We start from the raw sequence: 17,795 nt of genomic DNA on the forward strand, positions 1-17,795 counted from the left end.
GCTGAGATGGCCCGACTGATCACGAGTGGCGGGTTGTTGGGGGCGGACATGGGCAACAGGACCGGATCGGCGGCGGCCTCGACAGCCCCAACGGCGTGCCGCGAAGAGCACGAGTGCTGCGCGGGAACCCTTGAGACCGGAACAGGAAGCGCGGAGGAGCGGTTTCGGGGGTTGTTGGAGGCGGCGCCGGACGCGATGGTCATCGTGGACGACGCCGGGGTGATCAAGTTGGTGAACGCGCAGACCGAGGCGCTCTTCGGCTATCGGCGGGAGGAACTGCTGGGTCATCCTGTCGAGTTGTTGGTTCCTGGACGTTTCCGCGGTCATCACACTCCGCATCGGGACGGTTATGTCGCCAACCGTCAGGTGCGACCGATGGGTGCGGGGCTGGAGTTGCACGGGTTGCGCAAGGACGGGACGGAGTTCCCGGTGGAGATCAGTCTCAGTCCGTTGGAGACCGCCGACGGGCTGCTGGTCTCCGCGGCTGTCCGTGACGTCAGCGACCGCAAAGCCGCCGAAGAGCGGTTTCGGGGGTTGTTGGAGGCGGCGCCGGACGCGATGGTCATCGTGGACGACGCCGGGGTGATCAAGTTGGTGAACGCGCAGACCGAGGCGCTCTTCGGCTATCGGCGGGAGGAACTGCTGGGTCATCCTGTCGAGTTGTTGGTTCCTGGACGTTTCCGCGGTCATCACACTCCGCATCGGGACGGTTATGTCGCCAACCGTCAGGTGCGACCGATGGGTGCGGGGCTGGAGTTGCACGGGTTGCGCAAGGACGGGACGGAGTTCCCGGTGGAGATCAGTCTCAGTCCGTTGGAGACCGCCGACGGGCTGCTGGTCTCCGCGGCTGTCCGTGACGTCAGCGACCGCAAAGCCGCCGAAGAGCGCATCAACGAGCTCGCCGCGCTCGTCGAGTCCTCCCAGGACGCGATCCTCGCCAAGACCCTCGACGGCCGTATCACGTACTGGAACGTCGCCGCCCAGCGGCTGTACGGCTACACCCGGGCCGAGGTCATGGGACGGCATGTGTCCGTGCTCGCTCCGCCCGAGCACCGGGACGCCATTGACGCACTGCTCGAGCGGCTGCGCGCCGGGGAACGGATCGAGCACTTCGAGACGCTGCGGCAGACTCGTTCCGGTGGACTGCTAGACGTCGACATCACCCTGTGGCCGACGCGCGCGCCGGACGGTACGGTCATCGGGGCGTGCGCGATCGTCCGTGACATCAGCGACCGCAAGCGGGCCGAGGCGGAGCTGACCGTCCTGTACGAGCAGCAGCGGCACATCGCCCTCACTCTGCAGCGCAGCCTGATGGGCACCCCGTCCGCGATTCCGGGACTGGCCACCGCCAGCCGCTACCGGCCCGCCACCCAGGGGGCCGGGGTGGGCGGTGACTGGTTCGATCTCATCCCGCTCGGCGCCGGCCGGGTGGGCGTTCTGATCGGCGACGTGATGGGCCGCGGCCTGGAAGCCGCCGCGGTGATGGGCCAGTTGCGCTCCGCCGCGCACGCCCTGGCCAAGACCGGCATGCAGCCCCGACAGCTCATGCAGGCGCTGGAGGTGGTCGTCGCCGACCTGGACGTGCCCGACCAGCTGGTCACCTGCTGCTATCTGGTGATCGCCGCCGACGCGGGAGAGGTGACGGTCTGCTCGGCCGGGCATCTGCCCACGCTCATCGCCCTCCCCGGCGAAGGAGCCCGCGCGCTCGACACGCCGGTGAACGCGCCCCTCGGCGTCGGTGACGTCCTCTACGAGCAGTCCAGCGCGGTCATTCCACTCGGGGCCACCCTGGTCCTCTACACCGACGGTCTGATCGAAACTCCCGGCAGCGACATCGAGGACCAACTCGCGCAGCTCGTCGCCACCTTGAGTGATCTCTTCGCCACCGCCCCCGACCTGGAAGCCGCCGCCGATCACGTCCTGGCCACTTTGCTGCCCGACGCCGAGGGCCACAACGACGACGTCACCCTGCTGCTGACGCAGCTGCCCGACGGGCCGCTGGCCGCTGTCTCCACCGACCTGCCCGCCGTGCCCGACTCCGTACCCGAGGGCCGTGCCTTCCTCAGCAAGGTCCTCACCTCCTGGGAGTGCACGACGACCGCGGACGACGCACGGCTGCTGCTCTCCGAGATCCTGACCAACGCCGTCCAGCACGCCGAGGGCCCTCTCGGCCTGCACGTATGCCGCACCGCCACGGAACTCACCGTGGAGGTCAGCGACCACAGCCCCCATCTGCCCCAGCCCCAGCCCCGGCCCGCGGCCGAGGACGAGGAATCAGGCCGGGGTCTGATCCTTGTCCGCGCCCTCGCCGACACCTGGGGCGTCCGCCCCACCGACGAGGGCAAGACCACGTGGTTCACCCTGGTGCTGTGACGCCTGCCGTCCCTGTGCCTGACGGCTGCCCGCACCGTCCGTCAGTGGGTCCGATTCAGCCGGTTCCGTTGAGGGTCGTACGCTCGCGAGGGCTGTGTGGGGCTGTCCCGGTCGGCCACGTGGACTCGTCCGCTGCTGTGCCCGGGTCAACTGTCCGGCGTCGGCGGGAGCCCGAGGACGGGACCATCGGTGCCCTCCGGCGGGGGCACGGACGTGAGACGGATGCCGGTGACCAGGTCGGGGCGGATGCGGACCGCGTAGTCCATGGCCCGGGTCATCCAGGGCCGCAGCAGCTGCCGGTAGCGGGCCACCTCGTCGGCGTCGGTGACCAGCTGTGCGTAGCCGGTGGCCACGACGCTCCAGCCGAGGTGGGTGTCCGGGTCGATGGTGTCGGCCTCGTAGGCGACGACGACACCCTCACCACCGGCGTGCCGGGTGTGCGCGGTCAGCGCCGTGCCCTCGTGCGTGCGGATGATGATGTCGCCGTCGTCCAGGACGTGGTTGACCGGACGGACGGTCGGCAGCGCGTGCCGGGTGAAGACGACCCTGCCCAGCGACACGCTGCCCAGCAGTTTCAGGGCTTCGGCGCTGTCGAGCTCGACGCTCTGCCGCGGTGCGACCGCGGGCGGCCGGCCGTTCTCGGGTGCCATGATGAACTTCCGTACGGATTCGTCGCTCACTGAATGTCCAGACCTCAATGGAACGGGGAGCGGCCGAACCGCGCTAGGGCCGTTCGGTCCATGCCGCGCCAACCGGTGGCCCCTCCCTGTTCACCTTCACCGGGGGCGTCCGCCCTGCCGTAGTAGGCCGTGCGCATGAGGTGCTGCATGTCGTCGAGCATGGGCATGCGCGGGTTCGCGGGCGCGCACTGGTCCTCGTAGGCGTTGAGAGCCTGTTGGGGCAGGGCGGCGAGGAATGCCTGCTCGTCGATGCCGAGGGCGTGGAAGGACGGTTCGATGCCGACGGCGTCGCGTAGCCGCTCCACGGCGGCGGCCAGGGACTCGACGCCCTCGGCCGCGGTCTCGGAGGGCAGACCGAGAGTGCGGGCGATGTCCTGGAAGCGCTCGGGGGCGCGGTAGTGCTCGTACTTGGGCCAGCCGGTGAGCTTGGCCGGCACGGTGCCGTTGTAGCGGATGACATGCGGCAGCAGGACGGCGTTGGTGCGGCCGTGGGCGATGTGGAAGGTGGCGCCGAGGGTGTGGGACATGGCGTGAACGATGCCGAGGAAGGCGTTGCCGAACGCCATGCCGGCGATGGTGCCCGCGTTGTGCATCTTCTCCCGCGCTTCGGGCCGGGCGTCCCGGTCGTTCACGGCCGGTTCGAGGTGGTCGAAGATGAGGCGGATGGCGTGCAGGGCGGGGCCGTCGGTGAAGTCGTTGGCGTAGACGGACACGTACGCCTCGATGGCGTGGGTGAGGGCGTCGAAGCCGCTGTCGGCCGCGAGGGCCGGGGGCAGGTCGGCGGTGAGCAGCGGGTCGACGATGGCCACGCTCGGCGTGAGCGCGTAGTCGGCCAGCGGGTACTTCTTGCCGGTGGCGGGGTCGGAGATGACGGCGAACGGGGTGATCTCGGCGCCGGTGCCCGAGGTGGTGGGGATGCACACCAGACGGGCGAGCTTGCCCGGGACAGGGAAGCGGAAGGCCCGCTTGCGGATGTCGGAGAACTTCTGCCTCATGTCGGCGAAGTAGATCTCTTTGCCGGCGGCCTGCTGCTCGTACAGCAGCCACATCACCTTGGCGGCGTCCATGGGGGAGCCGCCGCCCAGCGCGATGATGGTGTCCGGGCGGAAGTCGCGCATGAGGCGGGCGCCGCGTCGCACGGAGTCGATGCTCGGCTCCGGCTCGACGTTGTCGATGATCTGCACCGTCACGGGCTGGGGACGGAGCTGCAGGACGCGGCCGACACGGTCCACGAAGCCCAGGCGGGTCATGGTCGCGTCGGTGACGATCGTGACGCGGTGCACGTCGGGCATGGAAGCCAGGTAGCGGATGGACTGCGGCTCGAAGTAGATCTTCGGTGGGACCTTGAACCACTGGAGGTTGTTGTGGCGGGTGCTGACCCGCTTGATGTTCAACAGGTTCGCGGCCGACACGTTGTTGGACACCGAGGTGCTGCCCCAGGAGCCGCAGCCCAGGGTGAGCGAGGGGAGCAGGCTGTTGTAGATGCCGCCGATCGCTCCCTGGGAGGACGGGGAGTTGACGATGACCCGGACCGTCTTCATGCGCTTTCCGTACGCCTCGGCCAGTGCCGCATCCTCGGTGTGGATGACGGCGCTGTGTCCCTGGCCGTGGAAGGCGACCATGTCGGCGGCCAGGTCGAAGCCGTGGCGCTGTGAGCCGGCGCGCAGCACGGTCAGCACCGGGCACAGCTTCTCGCGGGTCAGTGGCTCGTCCGGGCCCACCCGGTCCGCCTCGGCCAGGATGAGTGACGTGCCGACGGGCACGGTGAAGCCGGCCTGTTTCGCGATCCATGCCGAACTCTGTCCGACGGCCGCGGAGTTGACCTTGGGCTCGCAGCCCCTGTTCGTGGCGTCCCCGGGGAAGAGGTACGCCTCCAGCTTCCGCTTCTCCTCGGCGGTGGCCAGGTGGGCGTGCAGGGCGCGGAACTCGGCCAGGGCCGCGTCGTAGATCTCCGTGTCCAGGATGACGGCCTGTTCGGAGGCGCAGATCATGCCGTTGTCGAACGCTTTGGACAGGACGAGGTCATTGACGGCGCGGCGCAGGCGGGCGCTCTTGTGGACGTAGGCGGGAACGTTGCCGGCGCCCACTCCGAGAGCGGGCTTCCCGGCCGAGTAGGCGGCCTTCACCATCGCGTTGCCGCCGGTCGCCAGGATCAGCGAGACGTCCGGGTGGTGCATGAGTGCGCCGGTCGCCTCGATGGAGGGACTCTCGATCCACTGCACGCAGTGCTCCGGCGCGCCCGCGGCGACGGCCGCGTCCCGGACGACCCGGGCCGCCTGCGCACTGCAGCGCTGGGCGGAGGGGTGGAAGGCGAAGACGATCGGGTTGCGGGTCTTCAGCGCGATGAGGGCTTTGAAGAGGGTGGTGGAGGTCGGATTGGTCACGGGGGTGACCGCGCACAGGACGCCGACGGGCTCCGCCATCTCGATCATGTCGTCGATGTCGTCGCGGGCGATGACGCCGACGGTCTTCATCCGGCCCATGCTGTGCGTGACGTGCTCGCACGCGAACATGTTCTTGGCGGCCTTGTCCTCGAAGACGCCCCGGCCGGTCTCCTCGACCGCGAGGCGGGCCAGTTCGGTGTGCTGGTCCAGGGCGGCGACCGAGGCCTTCTTGACGATGTGGTCGATCTGCTCCTGGTCCAGGGACTCGTAGTCGGCGAGCGCCTTGAGCCCGTGGGCGACCAACCGGTCCACGGCGATGGCGGTGTCCGACGGCGCGTCGGCGGGCGCGGCGGTGCGGGGCCGGTTGTCGTCATGCCGGGTCATGGGATCTGCCTCCGTTGTAGAAGCGTCGTAGAGGTCTGTGGCGCGAGCCGGGGTGGGAGCGGTACCTCGGGGGTCGGTACCGCTCCCATCACCACGGTCTCCCGGGCCCCGTCAGGTGACCCAGATGCCGATGGTCCTGGGCGAGGGCCTGACCGGCCCTGATTCGAGGAGGGGCCACTGGCCCCGGAGTTCGCATGCGGACCGGTGGGCGGGTGCGTCCTGGCCGAGCGCGGGTGGTCCCGCCCGTGGGTACCGGAAGTCACCGCTCCGGAAGCCAGTGGTGGGCGATCCGGTGCGAGGGGTGCTTCTCGGGCGGGTGGGTGTCGTCGAGGCGGAAGGTCAGGCTGTTCATCACGCCGACGACTCCGTCCACCCGCCAGGTCAGCCGGATCGTGAGCGGAATGTCGCTGCGGCGCTCCAGCCGGCCCTCCAACGTGACCATCCCGTCGTTGACCGCGACGAACACGGTCTGGAGCGGCAGGCACATGGCGCGGGTCAGGACCTCGTCGATCACCTCCCGCCGGATCTCGTCGTCCGTTCGCAGGAAGACGCGCAGGAGGTCGCGGCGGGTGGCGATACCGATGAGGCGGTCCTCTTCGTCCACCACCGGGAGCCGTTCGATGTGGTGGCGCTCCATCACGCGGGCGGCGTCCGCGACGCGCTGTTGCGGGTGCACGGTGATCGCGGGCGTCGACATCAGCTCCCCCGCGGTCAGGGCGGCCGCCTTGGCCGCCGCGGCCCGGGCCCCGCGACGCAGTGGCCGCATCCGGAAGCGGCGTTCTCCGCCGGTCTCGGCGCGCATCGCCTGCCGGTACAGCAGGTCGGTCTCGGAGATCACCCCCAGGACCTTGTCGTCATGGTCCACGACCGGCAGCCCACTGATGCGGTGGCCGTCCAGCAGCCGTGCCACGTCCTTGAACGACGTCTCGCGGCGGGCTTCGACGACCTCACTGGTCATCACCTCGCCGACGGTGCGGGTCTTCACGGCATTTCCTCCTCGGACCGGAAGGGCGGGCCCGTGCGGCCGGGACCGCTGTAGGCGTCTCTGCGGGCCGTCTCGTGGACTCGGCCCCTGGTGTCCCTTCACCCTCTCGCCCTACCGCCCGCCGGGGCAGGAGCCGACTGTCACCGGGACCGGGGCCGAACCGCTCCTCTTCGCGGGACCTTCCGGGCCGACGACGCCGGGGCGGTGCACAGGCCCCGAACCCGGCCGCCCGACCCCGGACGCAGGGCCCGAACGACCCCCCGTCCCGCCCCCGTACGGCCCATGCCCCGTCCGACGCGGACGGCACAGGCTGGCAGCGCACACCAGACATCCGCCCAGGGAGGACGAGGACATGACCGTGCGCGTGGGAATCAACGGCTTCGGCCGTATCGGACGCAACTACCTGCGCTCTGCGCTGGAACGCGCGGAGGCCGGGACCGGTACCACCGTCGAGGTGGTGGCGGTCAACGACATCACGTCGCCGGCGGCGCTGGCCCACCTGCTGGAGTACGACTCGACCTACGGTCGGCTGCGCCGCACCGTCGAACACGACGACACGTCACTGACAGTCGACAGCCACCGCATCGCGGTGACCGCCGAGCGCGATCCCGGCGCACTGTCGTGGGGCGAGCTGGGCGTGGACGTGGTCGTCGAGTCGACCGGCCGGTTCCGCACCCGTGAGGAAGCTGGGCAGCACCTGAAGGCAGGAGCACGCAGGTGCTGCTGTCCGTGCCGGGCAAGGGAGTCGACGCCACCGTCGTGATGGGCGTCAACGAGGGCTCCTACGACCCGGAGCGGGACCACGTGATCTCCAACGCCTCCTGCACCACCAACTGCGTGGCGCCGATGGTGAAGGTGCTGGACGACCACTTCGGCCTCGTCAAGGGCCTGATGACCACCATCCACGGCTACACCAACGACCAGGTGGTCCTGGACGGCCCGCACAAGGACCCGCGCCGCGGGCGCACCGCAGCCGTGAACATCATTCCGACCAGCACCGGAGCCGCCCGCGCCGTCGGCCTCGTCCTGCCCGAACTGGCGGGCACGCTCGACGGCATCGCCGTGCGCGTACCGGTCGAGGACGGCTCCCTCACCGACCTGAGCGTGGTGCTGGAACGCCCCGTGACCGCGGACGAGGTCAACGCCGCATTCCGCGAGGCGGCCGACGGGCCGCTGAAGGGCATCCTGCGGGTGTCCGACGCCCCGATCGTCTCCCGCGACATCATCGGCGACCCCGCCTCGTGCGTGTTCGACGCCCCACTGACCCAGGCGCACGGCGACCTGGTGAAGGTCTTCGGCTGGTACGACAACGAGTGGGGCTACACCAACCGGCTTCTGGACCTCACCGAGTACGTCGCCGCCGGCCTCGCGCGGAGGTGAGAGGCGGCCACGACCGCAACCGCGCGGGGTGGCCGGCCGACCCCGCGCACCCGGCCTGTTCGGCGGGGCCCCGAGCGGGCTTGTGGCACTCCGGCGCCCCAAGGCGGTGCCGGTGCGGCAGCGAGCGCTTCGGGGCACGTCGTGGTACCCGGAAGACGCTGGTGATCAGGAGGGGATACCGTGCCGGGGTGTCCTGGCGTATGCCGGGGTCGTGGGCTCGGCCAGCGCGGCGTGATCGAGGAGCCGACGGGCCAGTTCCCGTGCCTCTTCCGGGGTCAGCGAGGCCCACACTCCGTGCGCACCGCCCCGGTCGGGGCCCACGTCCAGGGTGACTCTGCTGATCGGCCGGTCCTGAGGCGCCAGCCGCAGGTACTTCACCGCGATCCGCCGGCCGCAGGAGGTCACCAACGGCGCCTCGCCGACCGGGCGGAGCCGTCCTTGCCCTGACGTCGTCATCGCCGCCACACCCTTCCTCGGAACGTTTCCGTCGGTCTGCTCCCCGGGGTCGCTTCGTCCGCATACCCACAGGCGCATCACGTGCAGCGTGCTCGCATCCGGGATTGTTCCCGGCCGCGGCGGCGCTCGCTCCGCACGCCTGAACACCCCGAGGCGCTCACCCGCGACCCGGACGTGTGTGTCGCCGGACACCGCATCCCCGGGGCTCTCTCGTAGGCGGTGTCGGCGCCTGGGCGGCGGGCGGCCTTGATCCGCAGTGCCACCGCCACCGGCCCGAGGCTCGGCGTCGTCCAGCCCTTGGATGCGGTGGGGCCGAACAACCCCGCCGACCCGGGCACATCGGCCCCGGGGACCCCCTCCGACCTGGGCCGGCCGGCACCGAACCGGGCTCTGGACGGCCCTGTCCTCATCCGTCGCCGCGGACGAGCATCGACAGCGGAGACGTCCACGGGACCCCGCGGACGCCATCGCTCAGGTATGCGGAGGCAGTGATGACGACGGTGGCCACGACAAGCGTGCAGGCACCCGCGCCGGCATGGCGCGGCTTCACGGGTGGGCGGTGGCGCGACCACGTCGACGTACGCGACTTCATCCAGGCCAACTACACCCCGTACGAGGGCGATTCGGCCTTTCTGGCCGGCCCCACCGAGCGCACCCGCACCGTGTGGGAGACGGTCAGCGCCCTGTTCCCGGAGGAACGGCGCAAGGGAGTCCTCGACGTCGACACCAAGACCCCGTCGACGATCACCTCGCACGCACCCGGATACATCGACCGGGAGCGGGAGTTGATCGTCGGCCTCCAGACCGACGCACCGCTGAAGCGGGCGATCATGCCGAACGGTGGCCTGCGGATGGTGGAGAACGGCCTGAAGGCGTACGGCTACCAGGCCGACCCCTTCGTCACGCGCGTCTTCGGGACCTACCGCAAGACCCACAACGACGGTGTCTTCGACGCGTACACCGCCGAGATGCGGGCCGCCCGCAAGGCCGGAATCATCACCGGGCTGCCGGACGCCTACGGCCGCGGCCGGATCATCGGCGACTACCGGCGGGTGGCCCTCTACGGAACCGTCCGCCTCACGGCGGCCAAGCGGGCCGAACGCGCCCTGCTCGACGCCAGGCCCTCCACCCCGGAGGTGATCCGCGACCGGGAGGAACTGGCCGAGCAGCTAAGGGCGTTGGACGAGCTGACCGAGATGGCCGCCTCGTACGGCTGCGACGTCTCCCGCCCCGCCACCACCGCCCGCGAAGCGGTCCAATGGCTCTACCTCGGCTATCTGGCCGCCGTGAAGGAGCAGAACGGCGCCGCCATGTCACTCGGCCGCGCCTCGACCTTCCTGGACATCTACCTCCAGCGCGACATCGACGAGGGCCTGATCGACGAGAGCCGCGCCCAGGAACTGATCGACGACTTCGTGATCAAGCTGCGGATCGTACGGTTCCTGCGCACACCCGAATACGACGCGCTGTTCTCCGGCGACCCGACCTGGGTGACCGAGTCCATCGGCGGCATCGGCGACGACGGGCGCCCGCTGGTCACCCGTACCTCCTTCCGCTTCCTGCGGACGCTCTACAACCTCGGCCCCGCGCCCGAGCCGAACCTCACCGTTCTCTGGGCGCCCCGACTACCGGACGGCTTCAAGCGGTTCTGCGCCCAGGTTTCCATCGACACCAGCGCGGTCCAGTACGAGTCCGACGAGTTGCTGCGCCCGCACACCGGCGACGACACCGCGATCGCCTGCTGCGTCTCGGCGATGGCGGTCGGGCGGCAGATGCAGTTCTTCGGCGCCCGGGTCAATATGGCCAAGGCCCTGCTGTACGCGATCAACGGTGGCCGGGACGAGATGACCGGCGAGCAGATCGGTCCGGAGGCGCCCGCGCTGACCGGCGAGTTCCTGGAGTACGAGGAACTGTCAGCCGCGTACGACCGCATGCTCGACTGGCTGGCCGCCACCTATGTGAACACGCTCAACGTCATCCACTTCATGCATGACAAGTACGCCTACGAGCGCATCGAGATGGCCCTCCACGACCACCCGGTGCACCGCTTCATGGCCTGCGGCATCGCCGGATTGTCCGTCGCGGCCGACAGCCTGTCCGCCGTCAAGTACGCCCGGGTGAAGGTGGAGCGGGACGACACCGGACTGGCCGTGGACTACCGGATCGAGGGCGACCACCCGGCGTACGGCAACAACGACGACCGCGTCGACGCCATCGCGGTCGGCCTGGTGGAGTCCTTCATGGCGAAGGTGCGCGAGCACCCCGCTTACCGGGACGCCGAGCACACCCAGTCCGTGCTGACCATCACCTCCAACGTGGTGTACGGCAAGCACACCGGCAACACCCCGGACGGCCGCCGCGCCGGACAGCCCTTCGCGCCCGGCGCCAACCCCATGAACGGCCGCGACCGGCACGGCGTGGCCGCCTCCGCGCTGTCGGTCGCCAAACTGCCCTACGAGCAGGCCCGCGACGGCATCTCGCTGACCACGACGATCACCCCGGAGGGGCTGGGGCACGTGCCCGCCGAGCGCGCGGCCCAGCTGGTGGGCATCCTCGACGCGTACACGGCTTCAGGCGGCTTCCACATGAACGTCAACGTCCTGGACCGGGCGACGCTGGAGGACGCCATGGAACACCCTGAGAAGTACCCGGAGTTGACCATCCGGGTGTCCGGGTACGCCGTCAACTTCGTCCGGCTCACGCGCGAGCAGCAGCTCGACGTGATCAGCCGTACCTTCCACGGAGCGCTGTGAGCACCATGGAGACGGCGACCACCGGCCGGATCCACTCCTGGGACCTGTCCACCGGCGTGGACGGTCCCGGGACCCGGTTCGTGCTGTTCGTCAGCGGCTGCCCGCTGCGCTGCCTGTACTGCGCCAACCCCGACACCTGGCACCTGCGCGACGGACGGCAGGCCACGGTCGACGAGGTGATGACGGAGATCGAGAAGTACCGGCGGTTCGTGAGCGTGGCCGGCGGCGGGGTCACCCTCACCGGCGGCGAGCCACTGCTCCAATCCGCCTTCACGGGTGCGCTCCTGCGCCGCTGCAAGGAAGCCGGACTGCACACCGCGCTCGACACCTCCGGCCTTCTCGGCGCCCGCGCCACCGACGAACTCCTCGCAGACACCGACCTGGTGCTCCTGGACATCAAGGCCTTCGACATCGCCACGTACCGGAAGCTGACCGGCGGGGCCCTCGCTCCCAGCCTCACCTTCGCCACCCGCCTGGACCGGCTCGGCATCCCTGTTTGGATCCGCTACGTGCTGGTCCCCGGTTGGACGGACGACCCAGCCGCCGTTGACGGCCTCGGCGCCTTCCTGGCCGGGCTGGGCAACGTCGACCGCGTGGACGTCCTGCCCTTCCACAAGCTCGGCGCCTCGAAGTACGACGCCCTCGGGATCCCGTTCCCCCTGCGCGACAACCCCGTCCCCGAACCGGCGACGACCGAGCGGGTCCGCGAACAGTTCAGGGCGCACGGCCTGGCGGCCCACTGAGCGGCTGCCGCGCCCTCGACATCCAACCGGCCCTGTCGAAGGGGCCGTTCAGCCCCATGGTCCCGGACCTTCGGCATCCGGCGAGACCTCTCCGGCACCACCAGAGTCAGTGGTGTCAGGAACCGACCCGACATCCTCCGATTCCCGAAGGGATCACCACCATGGCCGTGCACGAGCACCCTCACCGGCGACCGGGGTTCCACCTGCCCTCCTTGGGCGGGCACCGGACCACGTCCACTTCCGAGTCCGCCGTGTCGGCGAGCACCGACACGGCCACCCTGCGGGCCTACGCCTTCGCGTCGCTGCGCCTGCTGACCGGGTTCGCCTTCCTGTGGGCGTTCCTGGACAAGACCTTCGGCTTCGGCTACGCCACCCCGTCCGGCAAGGGCTGGATCGACGGCGGCTCGCCGACCATGGGCTTCCTGAGCGGTGTCGCAGCCGGGCCGATGGAGTCCACCTTCCACTCCTGGGCCGGGGACGCCTGGGCCGACTGGCTGTTCATGCTCGGCCTGCTCGGCGTCGGCCTCGCCCTCACCGCGGGCATCGCCCTGCGGCTGGCGGCCGTCGCCGGCACCGCGATGATGGCGCTGATGTGGATCGCCGAGTGGCCGCCCGCCAAGCACCTCTCCGACGGAACGCCCAGCATGTCGACGAACCCGTTCGTCGAATACCACGTCATCTACGCCGTCGTCCTGATCGCCCTCGTCCTGGCCTCGGCCGGCGACACCTGGGGCTTCGGGAAGCTCTGGGCCCGGCTGCCGTTCGTACGCGGCAACGGCTGGCTGCGCTGACCGCGGACGGGGCTGTACGGCACTCCGCGCGGCCCCGTCCAGCCCACTCGCGCAGGGGCCGACCGGCCCTCGTCGAGGACTTGCGGCCCCTACAGCGCGACCGCTCCCGGCCACGACGCTGAAACCGGATCCCCTTTCCAGGAGGTACACACCATGTCCCGCACCGTGACCGTAGGTCTCGACGGTTCCCCCGAGAGCCGCGCCGCCGCCGAGTGGGCGGCCCGCGAGGCGAAGCTCCTCGGACTGCACCTGAAGCTCGTCAACGTCTGGGAGCCGGGACCCGACCCGATGGCCCAGGCCCCGCTCCTCGGCGCCGAGACGCAGCGGCACTGGAGCGAGAGGATTCCCCACGAGGCAGCCGACGGCATCCGCCTGCGCCACCCCGGAGTGGACGTCACCGTGGAGCAGCTCCCCGGCCCGCCCGCAGAGGTGCTGCTGAACGCTGCGAAGGACTCCGAACTTCTGGTCCTCGGGTCCCGGGGCCTGAGCGGGATCGCCGGATTCATCGTCGGTTCCGTCGGCCTGGCCGTCGCCGCCCGCGCCGAGCTCCCCGTCGTCCTCGTACGGGCCGGGGAGCAGGCTGCCGACGAACACGCAGCGGACCCGTCAGGCATCCCTTCGTCCGCCGCCCCGTACCGGCCCGTCGTCCTCGGGCTCGACATCGAGCACCCCGACGAGGCGGTGCTCGGGTTCGCCTTCGAGGCCGCCGCCCGCCGCGGCACCGCCCTGCGGGTCCTGCACAGCTGGAGTGTGCCGCCCTACTTCGCGTACGGACTGCCCCCGGACCCCGCGTTCAACGCCGAGCTGGCCAAGCAGGACGCCGCCGAGCTGACCGCGGCGCTGCGGCCCTGGCGGGAGAAGTTCCCGGCCGTGGAAGTCGTCGAGGAGTCCCGCTCCGGGCGGGCCGCCAACCATCTGGTGGACGCCTCCGCCGACGCCTCCCTGGTCGTCGTCGGACGCAAGATCCGCCGCTCGCCGATCGGCGCCCACATCGGGCCGGTCGCGCACGCCGTGCTCCACCACGCCACCGCCCCCGTCGCCGTCGTCCCGCACGACTGAACGACCGACCACCGGAGGAGAAGACAGAGATGAAGGCAGCAGTCGTACGAGCCTTCGGCGAGCCCCTGGTCATCGAGGAGCGCCCCGACCCCCAGCCCGGCCCGGGTCAGGTCCGCATCCGGGTCGAGGCCTCCGGGCTCTGCCACACCGACATCCACGCCGCACAGGGCGACTGGCCGGTCAAACCGAACCCGCCGTTCGTCCCCGGCCACGAGGGCGTCGGACGCGTCGAGGCACTGGGCGACGGGGTCACCCACCTGAGCGTCGGGCAGCGGGTCGCCGTGCCCTGGCTCGGCAAGGCCTGCGGACGCTGCGAGCACTGCCTGTCCGGCTGGGAGACGTTGTGCGAGCAGCAGATCAACACCGGCTACGGGTGTGACGGCGGCTACGCCGAGAAGATGCTCGCCTGGGCCGACTTCGCCCAGCCGGTGCCCGACGGCATCACCGCGGCCGACGCCGCCCCGCTGACCTGCGCCGGCGTCACCACGTACAAGGCACTCAAGGTCGCCCAGGTCCGTCCCGCCCAGCTCGTGGCGATCTCCGGCGTCGGCGGGCTCGGGCATCTCGCCGTGCAGTACGCGAAGATCGCCGGCGCGACCGTCGCCGCCATCGACGTCACGGACGCCAAGCTGGAGCTCGCCCGCGAACTCGGCGCGGACATTCTGATCGACGCCCGCAAGGAGGACCCGGCCGAGGTGCTCCAGCGGCACGGCGGCGCGCACACCGCGCTGGCCTGCGCCGTCAACGAGGCCGCATTCGCGGCCGCGTACGGCGGACTGCGACGCGGCGGGAAACTCGTCATGGTCGCGCTCCCGGCGGGCGGCACCGTCCAGCTGCCGATCTTCGACACCGTCCTCAAGGGCGTCAGCGTCATCGGCTCCATCGTCGGGACCCGGCAGGATCTGGACGAGGTGTTCCGGCTGCACGCGGCCGGCCGCACCCGGGTGATCTCCGTTCCCCGGCCCCTGGCCTCGGTCAACGAGTCTTTCGAGGACGTCCTGCGCGGCCAGGTAGACGCCCGCATCGTCTTCGAGTTCCCCGCAGGAAAAGGAAGGCAAGGAAGGTGAGGACGATGGAACTCCCCCTGGTCGTGGGCGTAGACGGATCCGAACCCAGTCTGCGCGCCGTGGACTGGGCGGCGGACGAGGCCGCCCTGCGCGGAGTGCCGCTGCGGCTGGTGTACGCCTCGCTGTGGGAGCGCTACGAAGGGGCCGCGCTCGCCCAGGACCTTGGCAGGACCTCGGAACAGGTGCTTGCCGACAAGATCGTGGAGGCTGCCGCGAAACGTGCCCACCGCCGCGAGGTGGACCTGAAGATCTCCACCGATGTGCTGGCCGAAGAACCCGTGCCCGCGCTGCTGCGCGAGGCACGCAACGCCTCCGCGCTGGTCATGGGCTCACGCGGCCGCAGCGGCATCGCGGAGCTGCTGCTCGGTTCGGTCAGCCTCGCGGTCGCCGCGCGCGCCGACTGCGCGGTGATCGTGATGCGTGGCAGCCCCGAAGACCAGTCGCGGTCGTCGGGGATGCGGCGGCGCATCGTGATCGGCGTCGGTGAGCGGCCGGAGCACTCGGCGGCCGTGCGCTTCGCCTTCCAGGAGGCCGAGGAACGCCGGGTCCCCCTGGAGGCCGTACGGGCCTGGCGCTGCCCCGCACACGAGACCACCGACCACCCGCTGCTCGCCGGAGAGCCCGCCCACCTCCACGAGCAGCGGGCCACGCAGATCCTGGAGGCGGCGCTGCGCGACGCGGCGGCGGACCACCCGTCCGTCGAACTGCGCCGGCGCGTCGTCGAAGGCCCCGCCCGCACGGTGCTCCTCGACGCCTCGGCCGAGGCCGACCTGCTCGTCGTCGGAGCCCAGCGGCGGCAGGGGCACTTCGGGCTCCAGCTCGGCCGGGTCGCGCACGCGGCATTGCACCACGCCGCGTGCCCGGTCGCCGTCGTACCGCAGCGGGTCTGACCGCCGCGCGCGGCCCGCTCACGGCGCGCTCAGACGCTCACTCAGAGGAGGCTTGCCGCGTGGTCCGGGACGTAGGTCTGCAGATCACGTGGCGGGCGCTGGTAGCCGGTCGACGGCGGCCGCTCGGGGAGTTCGAGAACCGGTGGCGGCACCTCGTGGTACGGCACGGACCCCAGCAGATGGGCGATCGTGTTCAGCCGCGCCCGGCGCTTGTCGTCGCTCTCCACGACGAACCACGGCGCCTCCGAGATGTCCGTGTGCACCAGCATCTCGTCCTTGGCCCGGGAGTACGCCTCCCAGCGGGTGATCGACTCCAGGTCCATCGGTGAGAGCTTCCAGCGCCGAGTCGGATCCTCCATCCGGCGCCGGAACCGCTCCTGCTGCACGGCGTCGCTCACCGAGAACCAGTACTTGCGCAGCAGGATCCCCTCCTCCACCAGCATCCGCTCGAAGATGGGGCACTGGCGCAGGAACAGCTGGTGCTCCTCCTTCGTGCAGAAGCCCATCACCTGCTCGACACCGGCGCGGTTGTACCAACTGCGGTCGAACAGCACGATCTCCCCGGCGGCGGGCAGATGCTCGACGTACCGCTGGAAGTACCACTGGGTGCGCTCGCGCTCGGTCGGCTTGGGCAGCGCCACGATCCGCGCGACGCGCGGGTTGAGGTGTTCGGCGACCCGTTTGATGGTGCCGCCCTTGCCCGCCGCGTCCCGGCCCTCGAAGACCACGACGAGGCGGGCGCCCTCCGTCCGCACCCACTCCTGAAGCTTCACCAGCTCCGTCTGCAGGCGCAGCAGTTCCCGCTCGTACGGCTTGCGCGGCAGGGTCGCCGCCTTCTCGCCGGCCATGGCGTCTCCTCCGCTCGATGACGACAGTCTCCCTCAGGAGGGAACCACGGCCACCGGGCACTCGGTGTGATCCAGCACGGCATGGAGCGTGGCGCCGAGCGCCGTGCCGGTCCGCCCCACGACCAGCAGCGCGGCGGCGGCCGACGCCTGGACCAAGGCGGCCGACGGACTCTTGAGCAGCACATCTTCCAGGACGCTCACCTGCGGGTACTTCTCCCGCCACGGCCGCAGTGCGTCCGCCAGCAGCTGGACCTCCTGGTCCTCCCAGGCGCCCCGGTCCTCTTCGGGCACGGCGAACGGCATCCACTGCCCGGCGGGGGAGGGCAGCCGCCAGGCGTGGACGGCGTGCAGGCCGACCCCGCGTCGCCGCGCGGTGTCGAACGCGAAATCCAGGACGGCACCGCTGGGATCACGCGCGTCGACTCCGACCGTCACGGCGGCAGGCCTGCGCCAACAGGTCGTACGGGCCGGACGGCTCGGCACGAGCACCACAGGCCGGTTCCCGAGCGCGGCCACACCGTGCGCCACGGAGCCGACGGCGAGTCCCGCGAAACCCCCGGCGCCGCGCATGCCGAGGACCACGAGTTCGGCCCGCGTGCCCAGGGACAGCAGGGCCGGCACGGTCGCTCCGGAGAGACCGACGCCTTCGATCCGAAGCTCCGGGTGCTGTGCTGCCAATACCTTCACCAAGGCGTCCGCGGTGGGTTCACGGCGGTACGGCCATATCGCGAGCGCGTCCTCGTCGGGCAGCGACGAGACGTGCGCGAGCCGCAGCAGCAGTCCCCGCAACCGCGCCTCGCGCACCGCCCAGTCGACCGCGACGCGACTGCGCGCGGAGCTGTCGACCCCGACAACGATCGTTCCCACCATGGCGGTTCACCCTCCAGACATACGGCTCCGGGTGTCCACGGTCCGCCAGGAGACCGCCCGGCACACAGGGGCCGACCGGCCCCGATGCCGACCCCGGACAGCCCATGGGGCGAACCCCCGGCCCGGTGGATG

General features: G+C 70.8%; 13 protein-coding genes and 1 pseudogene. 8 read left to right on the plus strand and 6 right to left on the minus strand.

Going from position 1 to position 17,795, the window contains the following annotated elements; genetic code table 11:
* Positions 1-6 precede the first annotated feature (6 nt).
* Positions 7-2,373 (plus strand): PAS domain S-box protein, encoded by a 2,367-nt coding sequence (locus AB0I18_RS13135; protein ID WP_363105520.1) that lies wholly within the window; start codon positions 7-9, stop codon positions 2,371-2,373.
* A gap of 146 nt (positions 2,374-2,519) precedes the next feature.
* Here AB0I18_RS13135 and AB0I18_RS13140 read toward each other — a convergent pair whose 3' ends face one another.
* From AB0I18_RS13140 to AB0I18_RS13150, 3 genes are all read right to left on the minus strand, one after another.
* Entirely contained in the window at positions 2,520-3,023 is a 504-nt protein-coding gene (locus AB0I18_RS13140) for a pyridoxamine 5'-phosphate oxidase family protein (protein ID WP_363105559.1), read from the minus strand.
* A 44-nt stretch (positions 3,024-3,067) separates the two neighbouring features.
* Positions 3,068-5,821, minus strand: coding sequence for a bifunctional acetaldehyde-CoA/alcohol dehydrogenase (adhE, locus tag AB0I18_RS13145; protein WP_363105521.1), 2,754 nt, complete (start codon positions 5,819-5,821; stop codon positions 3,068-3,070).
* A 259-nt stretch (positions 5,822-6,080) separates the two neighbouring features.
* On the minus strand, positions 6,081-6,806 hold the full coding sequence (locus tag AB0I18_RS13150; protein WP_363105522.1) for a CBS domain-containing protein: 726 nt from the start codon (positions 6,804-6,806) through the stop codon (positions 6,081-6,083).
* A gap of 352 nt (positions 6,807-7,158) precedes the next feature.
* Between AB0I18_RS13150 and gap the strand changes: the two are divergent.
* Positions 7,159-8,186: pseudogene (gap, locus tag AB0I18_RS13155) on the plus strand (type I glyceraldehyde-3-phosphate dehydrogenase).
* A 165-nt stretch (positions 8,187-8,351) separates the two neighbouring features.
* Here the strand turns inward: gap and AB0I18_RS13160 are convergent.
* Positions 8,352-8,642, minus strand: a complete 291-nt coding sequence (locus tag AB0I18_RS13160; RefSeq protein ID WP_363105523.1) for a hypothetical protein — start codon at positions 8,640-8,642, stop codon at positions 8,352-8,354.
* Between the two features lie 491 nt (positions 8,643-9,133).
* Between AB0I18_RS13160 and pflB the strand changes: the two genes are divergently transcribed.
* The 6 genes from pflB to AB0I18_RS13190 all read left to right on the plus strand — a co-directional run bounded on the left by pflB (position 9,134) and on the right by AB0I18_RS13190 (position 15,945).
* Positions 9,134-11,395: a formate C-acetyltransferase gene (gene pflB / locus AB0I18_RS13165; protein ID WP_363105524.1), complete on the plus strand. Its 2,262-nt coding sequence runs from the start codon at positions 9,134-9,136 to the stop codon at positions 11,393-11,395.
* Between the two features lie 5 nt (positions 11,396-11,400).
* Positions 11,401-12,138: a pyruvate formate-lyase-activating protein gene (pflA, locus tag AB0I18_RS13170; protein WP_363105560.1), complete on the plus strand. Its 738-nt coding sequence runs from the start codon at positions 11,401-11,403 to the stop codon at positions 12,136-12,138.
* Between the two features lie 161 nt (positions 12,139-12,299).
* Positions 12,300-12,929 carry a hypothetical protein gene (locus AB0I18_RS13175; protein ID WP_363105525.1) on the plus strand — a complete coding sequence of 210 codons (630 nt, stop codon included), beginning with the start codon at positions 12,300-12,302 and terminating at the stop codon, positions 12,927-12,929.
* Between the two features lie 153 nt (positions 12,930-13,082).
* Complete coding sequence (locus AB0I18_RS13180) at positions 13,083-13,988, plus strand: universal stress protein (protein ID WP_363105526.1); 906 nt, start codon at positions 13,083-13,085, stop codon at positions 13,986-13,988.
* A 29-nt stretch (positions 13,989-14,017) separates the two neighbouring features.
* Positions 14,018-15,055, plus strand: a complete 1,038-nt coding sequence (locus AB0I18_RS13185) for a zinc-dependent alcohol dehydrogenase (RefSeq protein WP_363105527.1) — start codon at positions 14,018-14,020, stop codon at positions 15,053-15,055.
* Positions 15,056-15,060: 5 nt separating this feature from the next.
* Positions 15,061-15,945 carry a universal stress protein gene (locus tag AB0I18_RS13190; protein ID WP_363105528.1) on the plus strand — a complete coding sequence of 295 codons (885 nt, stop codon included), beginning with the start codon at positions 15,061-15,063 and terminating at the stop codon, positions 15,943-15,945.
* Positions 15,946-15,986: 41 nt separating this feature from the next.
* Here the strand turns inward: AB0I18_RS13190 and ppk2 are convergent, their stop codons facing one another.
* Both ppk2 and AB0I18_RS13200 read right to left on the minus strand, forming a co-directional pair.
* Complete coding sequence (gene ppk2 / locus AB0I18_RS13195; RefSeq protein ID WP_363105529.1) at positions 15,987-16,793, minus strand: polyphosphate kinase 2; 807 nt, start codon at positions 16,791-16,793, stop codon at positions 15,987-15,989.
* A 33-nt stretch (positions 16,794-16,826) separates the two neighbouring features.
* Positions 16,827-17,663 (minus strand): universal stress protein, encoded by an 837-nt coding sequence (locus AB0I18_RS13200; RefSeq protein ID WP_363105530.1) that lies wholly within the window; start codon positions 17,661-17,663, stop codon positions 16,827-16,829.
* Positions 17,664-17,795: the final 132 nt, after the last annotated feature.

It is taken from the genome of Streptomyces sp. NPDC050704 (assembly GCF_040654355.1).
Classification (GTDB): Bacteria; Actinomycetota; Actinomycetes; order Streptomycetales; family Streptomycetaceae; genus Streptomyces.